Here is a 12290-nt window from a genome sequence, read left to right on the forward strand (position 1 = left end):
CTCGGGCACGGTCAGCAGCGTGTCCGGGACAGGGTTCACCGTGACGACACCGACCGGGGGCAAGATCACCGTCAGCGCGGGCTCGTCCACCGCCTACCGGGACGCGACGAGCGGCACACCGACCGCGGCATCGGCGGACACGGTCAAGAACGGCGTCGCTGTCCTGGTGTTCGGAACGGTGAACAACAAGTCCGTCACCGCGACCACAGTGACCGTCGAGCCCGCAGGCAGCCCCTACACGACGGCGTCCTCCGACGTCAGCGCGCTGCAGCGGGGGCAGAAGGCCGGGAACCAGGCGTTCGGCACGATCCCCGCGGACTACAGCGACGGGCAGGGCACCATCGTCGGCGCGGCCACCGCCGACCAGGCGGTGGCGGCGGCACTGGCCAAGTACCCGGGCGGTCTGATCGACCGGGTCGTCCAGCTCTCCGACGGCGGCTACGAGGTCCACGACATCGGCACCACCATGCATCACGTCTTCGAGGATTCGACCTTCAAGGTGACCGGCGCCAACTGACGACGAGACTCGGGCAGTCGCCTGTTCCGGCCGACCGCAGGCATCTCACGGAGGAACCCACCCGCCATGATCACACGTGTCCGCCGGACGACCGCCCCCAGGGCTCTCGCAGCTATCGGCGTCCTCGCGTCCGGAGCGCTGATGCTCGCGGGCTGCTCCTCCAGCAGCTCCCCTGGAGCGGCAACGCCATCCGCGAACGCCAGCGGTTCGGCGGCGATCGCCCAGTACACCGCCTGCCTGAAGTCCCACGGGGTGACCCTGCCCAGCGGCGGCTCCAGCGGACGGCCGAGCGGACGTCCCACCGGCGGGTTCACCGGACGGCCGAGCGGAGCCCCGAACGGCGGATTCGGCGGCGGTGCCTCCGCCAACCCGTCCGAGGCGGCAGCCATGCAGGCATGCGCCTCACTGCGCCCAACCGGCCAGGGCGGATTCGGCGGCCGCGGCAGCAACGGCGCCTCCGGCAACACCCAAGCCGCGGCCTTCATCAGCTGTATGAAGGACAACGGCGTGACCGTGACCACCCAGCAGGTCCGCTCGATCACCACCAGCACCGACCAGAAGACCATCGCCGCACTCAAGGTCTGCAAGCCGCTGCTTCCCACCGGCAGCACGAATACCGCACCGACAGCGACACCCACTTCCTGACCCAGGCCCTTTCGCCCACCTGTGCGGAACGCTGTCACCTGCGACCTGCGCAGTCGCTCGGGCCCTCGCTCAGCACCTCGATGTCGTCGGGGCTGGTGACCCACTCGAGGCCACCGCCGAGGGGGCGGACGTAGACCTCGGTGACGGGGCCGTAGCCCGGCAGCGGGCTGCGTTTGGAGAGTTGGCCGGACAGAAGTCCGACGCGGCCGGTCGAGCGGCTGCGGACGCGTCTGCCCTCGGCGGGGTGCGGCGGGAACGACGTGGTCATGGTCAGGGCTCCCTCTGCTGGATCGGATCTCGCAGTAGAGAGCGGCCTCGCGCCCGACTCTTACACCGGTACGGCCGGTCTGACGCAGGTCGCCCGGAGGTAGAGTTCGGGCCTGTGATCGGTGAGTCGCACTTCACCCTGGACGTTCCGGCTTTCGCCGTGGCGAGCATGGTCGTCGCACTGCAGCCGGGTGCCGACATCCCCGCCCACAACCATCCCCAGCACCAGCTGACTTGGGCGCCAGAGGGTCCGCTCACCGTGGTGGTCGACGACTTGCGCTGGGTGGTGCAGCGCTCGCGCGCGCTGTGGATACCCGGCGGTGTGGACCATGCGGTGGTTCCCGGCTCCTCCTCCGAGATGTTGTCGCTGTACTTCGAACCGGACGAATGCCCGCTGCGCTGGAAGGCCCCGACTGTCGTCGACGCCACCGGGCTGGTCGGGCCGCTGCTGTTGCACCTCGTGGGGCTCGGGGCAGGTGCTGCAGAGCATCGGGCCCGGGTTGCGACCGTGCTGTGGGACCTGTTGAAGCCCATGTCGGTGGCCACGATTCCGAGCGTCCTCCCCGCTGATCCCGAGGCCCTGCGCGTGGCGCTCGCCATCAGGCAGGATCCCGCCGACCCTCGGGACCTGGAGGCCTGGGGCCGGGAGGTCGGTGTGTCAGCGCGCACCCTGTCGCGCCGGTTCCGCGCCGAGACCGGGGTGAGCTTCAGCAGTTGGCGGACCAGTGAACGGCTCAACGCGGCGCTGCCGCTGCTGGGCATGGGGCAGCCGATCTCCCGGGTCGCCCGCGCGGTCGGCTACCAGACCGCGAGCGCGTTCATCACCGCATTCCGACGGGAAGTGGGGACCACTCCCGCCGCGTACTTCAACGGGAGGCGGTCGCGCCCGCCATCACGGCCCCGTAGACGCCGATCGCCTTCGCCCGTTCCCCGGCCCCGGGGAACGCGGCCGCCAGCAGGGGCAGCGCGGTGGCGAAGAGCATGGCGGCGCCGATGCCCGGCGATGTACATGCGCCTGCGCCCGAACCGGTCGCCGAGGGTGGCGAAGGTCAGCATGGTGCCGGCCAGTGGGATCGAGTAGGTGTCGACGACCCACTGCAGCCCGTCGATGGAGGCGTAGAACCGCGTGCAGTCGTCGCAGTCGAGGACATGGGAACTCCCTGGAGTCAGGTGGGGATGTCAGCTGCGGAGAGAACACCCGTGCACGGGGGATGCCGCACTGATCACGCTAGAGCGCCAACACACCTGACAGGAATGGCGTATGAAGACTCCTCATATCGCGTAGCGGACAGCCTCGGCCCAACCCGCAGGCGAACACGACCGGCCTCCCCCGCGCTGCCGTCGAAGCCGGCGCGTCACATCTCGTCGTCGGCCGCGCGATCACCCAGGCCGCCGACCCGAATCTGCGGCCCAGTCCAGATGCAGCTACCGCCCCTCGGCGGGCAGCACCGCGTAGGCGCGGACCGGGAAGGTGCCCATGCCTTCGACGGCGGGCGGCGCGGCGTGGAAGCGGAAGCCGTCCACGGGCAACTGCTCCAGGCCGCGCAGATGCTCCACGACTGGAATGCCCGCAGCCAGCAGCGTGGTGTGCGCGGGGCGGATCGGGTCCTCGGTGTCGTCGATGTTCAGCGAGTCGATGCCCACGAGTGCGGGCCGCTGGTCGGCGAGCCACTTGGCGCCCTGCTCGGTGAGGAAGGGGTGGCCGCCCGATCCGTAGCGGTCGGTGCCCCAGTGCCGGTCCCAACCGGTGTGGATCAGCACCGCCCGGCCGGTGACCTGGTACGGCAGCAGCGTGCTCCGGTCGACAGCGCGGTCCTGCGCGCCGAGGAGCCGCACCACCAGCCCGTCCAGGTCAACCAGCCCGGCGAGCGGTAGTCCCGCCAGGTCCGTCCCGTCGCCGAAGCGGTGGAAGGGGCTGTCGAGGTAGGTGCCGGTGTTCGCGACCATCGAGATCCGGCCGATCTGGAACTCGGTGCCCGGCGCATAGTGGTCGCGGGACCCCTCCCGCGAGAGGTGGTCGCTGATCTCGGGCGTGGGCAGCCCCGGATAGGTGACCATGCCGTGCCGGATCCGGTGGCTGAGCTCGACGATCCGGCGCCCTGCCGCCTGCTGGGCGGCCCCGCCGACACCGCGGCCGCCCTTGTGCGGCTCGCGCAACACACTCCTGCCGCTGATCCGCACCGTGTCGACCATCAACAGACCGAGGTGGCGCACGAAGAGTTCGGCGATGTCAGCGTCACCCAGGTCCGGCCCGGGCACGTCCAGCCGGAACCCCTGGGCCTGCAGGCCACCGCCGTTGGCGAAGGCCACATCCGCGTCGAACTGCACACGCCACTGCTGCCCGCCTGCATCGTCGAGGCCCTGGTCCATGCTCTCCGTCTCCATGCCCACCATGATCACTGAAGCTGTGCCGGAGAACAATCGAGAATTTCCGGCAGTATCCGGGTTCCTCGCGTGGGGCGTACGTGGGGCGTAGGCAGGCCGCGCCGTCGACCGCCCCGGGTGCAACCCGCCCGGGGCGCTGTCCATTGTCCAGGAGACAGACCGGTCCCGACTTCACGTTGAAGTCGGTGATCCCGATGAGCGCGGCAACTGCTCGAAGGCCGCCGCGAGGCGCAGCACCGTGGCGTCGGCGAGGTGGCGGCCCACGATCTGCAGGCCCACCCAGCGGCCGTCGGCCAGCCGGCCTGCGGGGACGCTGATCGCCGGCAGTCCGGCGAGGTTGGCGGGCCACAGGAAGCCGAGCCACTGACCCGGGGTCAGTCCCTGTGGGCCACCACGGTCCAGCGGGTGCGCTGCGACCGGGCAGGTGGGCGTGACCAGGACGTCGTGGTCGCTCAGGTACCGGGCCGCCCGGTTGGCGACGGCCCTGCGGGTTGACTGTCCGTCGGTCAGTTGCTCGGCGGTCCAGGGGGTGTCCAGGAGGTCCAGGACGTAGTCGGACATCCGGTCGCGGTGCGCCGCGGCCAGCCGGCGCAGCCCGCGCAGGTCGGTGTCGGCGGCGACGCAGGCCCAGAAGCCCTCGGCCGGGTCGGACCAGCCCGGGTCGGCCTGCTCGACCGTGCAGCCGAGGTCGCGTTCCAGGCGTGCGACAGCCGCGTCGACCACTGCGCGGACCTCGGGGTCCACGCGCAGGTAGCCGAGGGTGGGGCTGTAGCCGATCCGCAGGCCGCGAAGGCTGCCGGGTTCGGCGGCGGCCGGCCAGTCCACGTCGCCGCCGGGGATCGAGTGCCTGTCCCTGGGGTCCGGTCCTGCCAGCACCGACATGGCCAGGGCCGCGTCCTGCACGGTGCGGGGTGTATTCAATCGGCACGCACAGTCCGCCTTCAGCCGCTGACGCGCAGCGGCTGACGGCACCTCAGCTCACGGAAGCGGCCTGCGTTCCAGGACCGGTCCGATCAGGGGCCTCCCCGTCAGAGGGGCTGGGGTGGTTGCGTCGGCCGGCCGTTGAAGACGGGGTCGGAGGGGTCGTTGATGATGGCCTTGACTCGGTTCGAGGCGTCCAGCGCGTTCGTGCGTGCGGTCAGGAGCTCGATGATGGAGCTCTCGAAGGCTTTGACGTCCTTCTCGTCGACGGCCCGCATGCAGTCCTGGCTTCCGTTCCCTGCAGTCACGCCGTACTGGTGCCACGACTTCTCCGCCGTGGGGTCGGGGACTTGGAAGTAGCCGCTGGGTTCCCAGCTGGCGACGTTCCTGATGTCCTGGCACACCGGCCGCATCCCGGTCATCAGGGCCGGGGTGATGTAGAGCTGCTTGTTCCGCATCGCGGAGCGGAGCTGCGTCACCATGGAGTCGGCGTCATTGATGGCGTGCTCGAGGAGGTACCGGCCGCCGAGCCGGTACCAGGCGTGGACCTGCTGCCAGCGCAGCTGGGAGGAGGCCGGTAGGACCGGCAGGCCGCTCGTCTGCTGAAAGGCCGCCTCACTGGCGGCAGTTGTCCTCCCTGCCGGAGTGAGGTCCGCCCGGGCGTCTCCGGCGGTCAGCACAGCTACGATCGCGAGGACGGATACGCCGACCACCAACACGGCGCTGCCCGCGAGTCGGTCTCCGGTCTCCGTACGCGGCAGGTCGACGCGGGGCCGAGGCGCCGGTGCGGTGCGGCTGCCTCGGACCGCTCGCCGGGCGAGGCGGACCAGCACTGCCGCGGCAGTGATCACCGCCGCGGCGACCGGAGCCATCAGCAGGGCACTGTGCGCGATCAGCGAGAAGGTGTTGCCCGGCTGCAACTGCTGCCAGGCGGGCCGCCACGCGCAGCTGCTGTTGAGGACGTCCAGCGGTTGGACACAGCCGTCGACGGAGATCAGCACGGTCGTGCCGGCCAGTCCCAACAGGGCGCTGATCCCTGCGGCGACCAGGGCCGTGAGCAACCGGAACCGAGCCGAAGCGGCTGCAGTCGCAGCGGCGACAGCGGTCCCGACAGTGATCGCCCACAGCGACCAGATCGCGTAGCTGAAGGCGTACATGCCGCCGCGCTGTCCCGGCCCGGCGTGCAGCGTGTGCAGCCACACCTGGACGCCGGCCACACCGAGAACCGTGACCGCACCGCCGATCAGCGCGGACACGGTCACGCGACGTGCACCGGGCACCCGCCATCGCCGGGCCGTCGTGGGATCCGTTGTCGTGCCGCCACCGGCTGCGGCACCGAGCGGGCGCAGCCACCCAGGTCCGGGGCCCGCGGTGCCCGCGAACCACAGGGCCAGAGGCGTCATCCACGCTGCGACGGTGGCTGCGGGCATCAGCGGCCGGAATGCTGCGATCCGCAGCGCAGGGACGGTCTCGGCCATGACCGAGATCGCGGCCGGGTGGACGGTACCCACGCCCGGGAACCAGTGCACGATGGCCTGGCTCATGCCCGCCGAGTCGTACCAGAATCCGACGGCATACTGCGCCGCGTTGTTGTCCCACCAGCCGAACCACGCCGCGAGGAGCAGCCAGCCGACGGTCAGACACAGGGCCAGCGGCAAGCGCAACGTCCTGCCCGGCCACGATGCGGTGGCCAGGCGCGCGCACTGACAGGTCCAGCAGGTGAACGCGACCGCGGCCGCCAGGACCAGGACCAGTACCCACATCCGGCGGGGCAGCCACAGATCCCCGGTGGTCTGACCGCTGAGCAGTGATCCGGCGATCAGGCCCAGGCCCAGCCAGGCCCCGGCGCGCAGACCCGTCGGCGACCGGCGGCCGAGCGCCGCGGCGCGGATTGTTGCCCGCCACAGCGTCGCTGTGGTGGCCGCGGTCGCCACAGCAGCGGGGACGGCGGCGATGCCCTCCGAGAGCCAGCCGGTCAGCACAGCCGGGTGAGCCGAGGTGTAGTCCGACAAGTCGAAGCCCATCAGCATGGCCATGACCCCGGTCAGGAACATCAGCATCGCGCTCACCGCGAACAACGGCGCGGGATCGTCAAGGGCGTCACGGCGAATCTCCCACCTGGGGTGGGTACGCAGCCGGTCCAGGAGGGCGGTCACTGACCAGGGCCCGCGGGGGTGCTCGACTGTCGCGGGCATCGCGGCCCAGACGTGCTCCAGCGGCGCCTTCCACCGGTGGGCCGTCAGGTCGGCATACAGTTCCCTGCTGCGCAGCACGTCCGCACGGGCGAAGTACATCATGGCGGTGGTAACCGCCGGCAGTGCCAGAGCCCGCACGATCAAGGACGTGGGTGTCCGGTCGTGACCCCCCGCGATGCCGAGGGACCTCTCCCAGCCCAGCCACACCAGGTAGGGGGCGATGACCACCACGATGAAGGTCCGCCACAGGGCGACGGTGCCGTAGGTGACCGTCAGATCCCGGTTGGCGACATGCGCGAGCTCGTGGAGGACCACAGCGTCGAAGGTCTTCGGATCGGTGGCGTGGGAGGCGACCAGTCCGCCGTCCAGGACCAGTCTGGGGCTGCCGTTGGTGCCGAACACCGCGGCACTCCTGGTTGCTGCGCCGGGCACCACGAACAGCCTCGGCACCTGCGTGACACGGCCCGCGGCCAACTCCTGGACGCGCGCGGCGACCTCAGCACCGGCCGGGATGCGGTCCAGACGGACGCAGTGGGCGGCCCGCTGCTTCCACAACGGCAGTGCAGCCATGGTCAGCGCTGCTACGGCTGTGACCACGGCAGGCCCGGCCAGGATCTGCCACCACGGTGGGTACGGCGCGTAACGGTCCACGCAGGGCAGGAACGCCAGCACCTGCCCGGTCACCCGGAGCAGTGAGGGAAGCTCGGTGCTGTGGGCGGGGTCGGCGCCGGCCGCCAGCGTGCATCCGTCGAAGTCGCCCGAATGCAGGGCGTCCAGCACTGGCAGCAGCATGGAACCGCTGGATGTCACGAGCAGCAGGATGAGCAGAGCAAAGCGGGCGTTCGTTCCGGCCCCCACGATCCGCTCGTCCAACCTGACCCGAACGGACGCGGCGGTGGTCACCGGGCTGCCCCCGTGGCGCCTCCGGAGGGCGGCCGGCCCGGCTCGGACAGTGCCAAGCCGGCAACGACGCCATCGGCGATCCGCCTGGCCCGCTGTTGCGACAGCCCGGCCTCGGCCGCCGCCTCGATGACCATCCGCTGCACCAACGCCTGTTGCGCTCGCGTGAGTGGCGGGATCAGCTCCGGGGTCGATCTGCGGCGCAGCAGGCGCCGCCACAGCGACGCCGAGCCGTGCGCCGCGCCGTCCACGACCGCGTCGGCCAGCCGCTGACGGGCGGCCTCCAGCGTCAACCACAGCACCGGGGTCACCAGCGGAGCGACCTCGGCAAGTCCGAAGCCGAGCGGATCGCGCCCCTGCCTGCGCCCTCGAAGCCGGGCCAGCACTTGGGCGTCGCTGTAGCGCAGCAGCCCCTCGACCACGACCGCTTCCTCCGGCACACAGTCCTTCACCACCGCCCGCACGACATCGCGAACCAGGACTCCAGCGGCTTGCTGGGACTGTGCACTCAACTTCCCACCCCCGTGCGAATGTTCGCTGTCTCCATGTGGAGGCAGCACTGCGGGCGGCGATATTACAAGCGGCGGTTGTCATGCGGAGGCGTGATCACCATGTCCACACGTCCTGCGGGGCTGCCGCTGAGGCGCGACAGAAACCCGGATGACACCATGATCAGGAGATGGCTAGGGTCGGCCCATGACCGTTGGCCTCGCACATCTGATCCGCCGTCCGATCGTTCCAGCGGACGCAGCCGTCCTGGCCGAGTTGCTCAACGCGATCGAGGTCGTCGACGTCTTCGGCGAGTACTACTCCGAGGAGGACGCCGCCGACCAGATCAACGCGCCTCTGCTGGACCTCGAGCGCGGTACGGTCGGCATCTTCGATGGCGACCGCATGGTCGGTTACTCCTCCGCGGCACACAAGTTGCTCGTCGAGGATGTGCATCGGGTGACGCTCAGCGGCGGTGTGCGTCCGGAGTATCGGCGCCGGGGACTCGGCGCTGAGCTGCTGGCCGCTGGGATTGCGAGTGCGAAGGCCCTGCACGCGATCCATCACCCTGGCTTGCCGCTTGCCGTCGACGCCCAGAACAACGCGCTCAACGACAGCGCACGCGTCTGCTACCAGGCCGCAGGCATGACGCCCGTCCGCTGGTACTCGCACATGCGGCACCCGCTCGGAGCCGCGGTTGTCGACCTGCCGCAGCCGGACGGCCTCGTTGTGGAGGGCTACTCGGTCGCTGGCGACGCCGAGTTCTTCGCCGTCAGCAACGAGGCAGCGCTCGACCGCTGGGGAGGGGCCCCGATGCCGCCGGAGCAGTGGCGTGCGTTTCTCGGCTGGCCTGCCTTTCGCCCGGACCTCAGCTTCCTGCTGCGCGACGCGGACAGCGGGACGGCCGCCGGCATGCTGCTGACCTTCTCCTGGGACGCGGACACCGCGGCGACCGGCGTCCGCGACGCGCAGCTCATCCGGTTCGGAACCCGTCGCGCATACCGCAACCGCGGCGTGGCCAGCGCGCTCATCAGCCATGCGCTTCGTTCGGCCCGAGACGCCGGCTTCGACCGGGCAAGCGTCGAAGTGGACGCCGACAGCCCGACCGGATCGAACGGTCTGTACGAGCGGGTGGGTTTCTCCGTCGCCCGTACCGAAGTCCGGTACTCCCTCAACGCCTGAGCATAGTTCAGTTGATCAGATAGGTGGCCGTTCCGTCGGTGACCGCCGCTGCCACGGATGCGGACCCCGCCACCGAGAGTCGCGCCCCCTCGGCACTGCTCGACCCCAGGTACCGCGACCGCCTGCTCAACATCGTCGCCGTCGCCCGCCCCGAGCACCGCCCGCCGTCCGGGCCTGGGCCGGACGGCGGGCGGTGCCCACGACACCCGGGACGCTGCTCCACACTGGGGGCCGGTGGTCCGGGACGGTCACGCGGTCCAGTTCTTGAGCGGTTCGGTGTCCAAGGTGATGCCGACCGGATCCGGGAGGAGGACCGACTTTCCAAAGGGCCGCCGGCTCACGGTTTCGTAGCGGGTTCCGTCGGGGTCGGAGTGGACCACCATCTCACAACTGTCCCTGTCGATCAGCAGGTACACCGGGATGCCCGACTCGGCATAGGCGCGGGGCTTGTCGATACGGTCTCGTTGGTTGGTGTCCGGGTCGGAGGAGGTCACTTCGGCAACCAGCAGGACCGGCGCGGTGTCCGCCCATTCCTTGTCGTCCAGGAACGACGGCCCCTCGGTCAGGAGCCCGTCGGCCTTGGCCCGCCCGGCCCGGTACGTCTCCACGGCCAGTCCACGCTCGGCGTAGAACCACAGTTCGGGTCGGGCCTGGATGCAGATCCGGCTGAGCCAGGCGACGATCGTGTCGTGGATCCCGTCCGGCACCGGCTTGACTCCCAGCTTTCCGTTGATCAGCTCCATATGAACGCCCTCGGCCTCGCGTGCGACGCTACGGGCGATGGCCTCGAACTGCTCGACGAGGATCGGCGAGCGGTCATTGAGCATGGTCATGAGGTTCCGTCCTTCCCTGCGGGCAAGGAGACGTTCTCGCCGCTACACCCACAGTTTTCCACAACGACGGTCGCCCGGACGGCTCCGGCATCACCTACTCCGCCCCCGACGCCGGCCGGCCGGGGCCGCTAGGCGGGTCGCTCAGTCCAGTGTCATCCGCGGGGAGCGGGAGGGGACTGCGTCCAGGGCGGCGACGGTGGCCGGGTCCAGGGCGAGGGAGCCGGCCTCGGTGTTGGCGGCGAGGTGGTCGGGGTCGGCGGTGCCGGGGATGAGCAGCACGTTCGGGGCGTGCTGCAGCAGCCAGGCCAGGCCGACCTGGGCCGGGGCGGCGTCCAGGGCCTTGGCCGCGTCGAGGACGGCCGGCTCGTCGGTGACCTTGGGCAGGCCCGGGAAGCCGCTGCCCAGCGGGAAGTAGGGCACCCAGGCGATGTCCTCGGCGACGCAGAGCGCCAGCATCTCCTCGTCCTCGCGGGAGAGCAGGCTGTAGGCGTTCTGCACGCAGACGATGCCGGCCGGCAGCGCGCGGCGCAGCACGTCGGCGGTGACGCTGCTCAGCCCGATCGCGCCGATCTTGCCCTCGTCGCGCAGCGCGGTCATCACCGCGAGCTGGTCGTCGACGTCGACCACCTGGTCGCCCTCGGCGCGCAGGCCCGGGCCGTTGTCCAGGCGGCGCAGGTTCACCACCGGGACCTGTTCGAGGCCCAGTGCGGTGAGGTTGGACTCCACGCTGGCCCGCAGCTGTTCGGGGCGCTGGGCCGGGCGCAGCGGGATGCGGCCGCCGGGGTCGGGGTCGGCGCCGACCTTGCTGACCACCAGGACGTCGTCCTCGGGTCGCAGTGCGTCGCGGATGACGCCGTTGACGAAGCCGTTGCCGTAGAACTGGGCGGTGTCGACGTGGTCGACGCCGAGTTCGACCGCGCGGCGCAGCAGGGCGAGCGCGGCGGGGCGGTCGTCGTGGAGGCGTTCGAGCTGCATGGCGCCGAAGCCGACGCGGGAGACGGTGCGGCCGGCGAGTCGGCCGGGGCCGCCCGGGCGCGGGTGGCCGTGGGCAGTGGTGCTGACAGGCATGGCTGTGCCCCTGTCCTGTGAGAGTATGGGAGAAGCGGAGGTTCCTCCGCTACTGACCATAACACTACCGGAGGTCCCTCCGCTTTGGCTGCTCCAGAACGCCCGCTGCGTGCCGACGCACGGCGCAACCGCGACCGGCTGGTGGCCGAGGCGACCGCCGCGTTCGCCGCCGCCGACGACACCGTGCCGCTGGAGGACATCGCCCGCCGGGCCGGCGTTGGCATCGGCACCCTCTACCGCCACTTCCCCACCCGCGAGGCCCTGGTCGAGGCGGTCTACGCGACCGAGCTCGACGAGATCGCCAGGAGCGCCGCGGCGCTGCTGGAGCAGCTGCCCCCGGACGCGGCCCTGCGCGCCTGGATGGACCGCTACGCCCAGTTCGTCGAGCTGAAGCGGGGCCTGGTCGACACCTTGCGCGCGGGCTGGGCCTCGGGCCGCATCGCCACCTCCACCACCCGCGAGCGCGTCACCGGCGCGATCGCCACGATCCTCACCGCCGGCGCGGCCTCCGGGGTCTTCCGCGCGGACACCGAGCCCGACGACGTCACCGCCCTGCTGCTCGGGGTGTTCCTCTCCACCGGCCCCGACCGCGACAGCGCCCAGGTCGCCCGCCTGCTCGACCTGGTCCTCGACTCCCTGCGCCCCGCCGCCCGGGCGTAACGCGGCGTCCTCCTCGCGGCGGAGGCGGTGCGGTACCGGGGTACCGCCCGCCGGCTGCGGTTCCGCCCGCGGTACCGGTGGTCGGCCCCTGGCGCGAACCTACGGTGGTGGTGCGGCCGACGGCAGGATCTCGGCCGCACCACCGTCAGTCGGCGGCAGTGCCGTCAACGGGCGGTCCCTGCACCGGAACCTGAGGACGCATCCATGATCGAGATCCATCAGCTGGTC

The 12290-nt window shown here is 71.0% G+C and carries 12 protein-coding genes; 5 read left to right on the top strand and 7 right to left on the bottom strand.

The window, feature by feature from the left end; genetic code table 11:
- The coding region (locus IF29_RS42955; protein ID WP_037598645.1) for a hypothetical protein at window positions 1–517 on the top strand (517 nt) is incomplete at its 5' end.
- Window positions 518–583: 66 nt separating this feature from the next.
- On the top strand, window positions 584–1162 hold the full coding sequence (locus IF29_RS44280) for a hypothetical protein (protein WP_157624204.1): 579 nt from the start codon (window positions 584–586) through the stop codon (window positions 1160–1162).
- A gap of 34 nt (window positions 1163–1196) precedes the next feature.
- On the opposite strand, the gene IF29_RS0140665 is transcribed toward IF29_RS44280, so the two are convergent.
- Window positions 1197–1430 (bottom strand): hypothetical protein, encoded by a 234-nt coding sequence (locus IF29_RS0140665; RefSeq protein ID WP_030267381.1) that lies wholly within the window; start codon window positions 1428–1430, stop codon window positions 1197–1199.
- A 114-nt stretch (window positions 1431–1544) separates the two neighbouring features.
- Between IF29_RS0140665 and IF29_RS0140670 the strand changes: the two genes are divergently transcribed.
- A complete protein-coding gene (locus IF29_RS0140670) occupies window positions 1545–2510 on the top strand; it encodes a helix-turn-helix transcriptional regulator (RefSeq protein WP_232242899.1) in 966 nt (321 codons plus the stop codon).
- 344 nt (window positions 2511–2854) lie between these two features.
- On the opposite strand, the gene IF29_RS0140675 is transcribed toward IF29_RS0140670, so the two are convergent.
- From IF29_RS0140675 to IF29_RS0140690, 4 genes are all read right to left on the bottom strand, one after another.
- The gene (locus tag IF29_RS0140675) at window positions 2855–3814 is read right to left on the bottom strand and encodes a cyclase family protein (RefSeq protein ID WP_232242901.1); all 960 of its coding nucleotides are present in this window, start codon (window positions 3812–3814) and stop codon (window positions 2855–2857) included.
- Window positions 3815–3985: 171 nt separating this feature from the next.
- Window positions 3986–4717, bottom strand: a complete 732-nt coding sequence (locus IF29_RS0140680; RefSeq protein ID WP_051726686.1) for an amidase family protein — start codon at window positions 4715–4717, stop codon at window positions 3986–3988.
- Between the two features lie 125 nt (window positions 4718–4842).
- Window positions 4843–7740, bottom strand: coding sequence for a M48 family metalloprotease (locus tag IF29_RS0140685; RefSeq protein ID WP_157624205.1), 2898 nt, complete (start codon window positions 7738–7740; stop codon window positions 4843–4845).
- Window positions 7741–7829: 89 nt separating this feature from the next.
- Window positions 7830–8342, bottom strand: coding sequence for a hypothetical protein (locus IF29_RS0140690; protein ID WP_232242905.1), 513 nt, complete (start codon window positions 8340–8342; stop codon window positions 7830–7832).
- Between the two features lie 184 nt (window positions 8343–8526).
- Here IF29_RS0140690 and IF29_RS0140695 point away from each other — a divergent pair, with 184 nt between their 5' ends.
- Window positions 8527–9501 carry a GNAT family N-acetyltransferase gene (locus IF29_RS0140695; RefSeq protein ID WP_030267396.1) on the top strand — a complete coding sequence of 325 codons (975 nt, stop codon included), beginning with the start codon at window positions 8527–8529 and terminating at the stop codon, window positions 9499–9501.
- Between the two features lie 248 nt (window positions 9502–9749).
- On the opposite strand, the gene IF29_RS0140700 is transcribed toward IF29_RS0140695, so the two are convergent.
- Together IF29_RS0140700 and IF29_RS0140705 are read right to left on the bottom strand one after the other, a co-directional pair.
- Window positions 9750–10334: a Uma2 family endonuclease gene (locus IF29_RS0140700; RefSeq protein ID WP_030267399.1), complete on the bottom strand. Its 585-nt coding sequence runs from the start codon at window positions 10332–10334 to the stop codon at window positions 9750–9752.
- A 141-nt stretch (window positions 10335–10475) separates the two neighbouring features.
- Complete coding sequence (locus tag IF29_RS0140705) at window positions 10476–11402, bottom strand: aldo/keto reductase (RefSeq protein ID WP_030267402.1); 927 nt, start codon at window positions 11400–11402, stop codon at window positions 10476–10478.
- A gap of 84 nt (window positions 11403–11486) precedes the next feature.
- Here IF29_RS0140705 and IF29_RS0140710 point away from each other — a divergent pair, with 84 nt between their 5' ends.
- Complete coding sequence (locus IF29_RS0140710; protein WP_037598648.1) at window positions 11487–12062, top strand: TetR/AcrR family transcriptional regulator; 576 nt, start codon at window positions 11487–11489, stop codon at window positions 12060–12062.
- Window positions 12063–12290: the final 228 nt, after the last annotated feature.

The sequence above is a fragment of the Streptacidiphilus jeojiense genome (genome assembly GCF_000719095.1).
Taxonomy (GTDB): domain Bacteria; phylum Actinomycetota; class Actinomycetes; order Streptomycetales; family Streptomycetaceae; genus Streptacidiphilus; species Streptacidiphilus jeojiensis.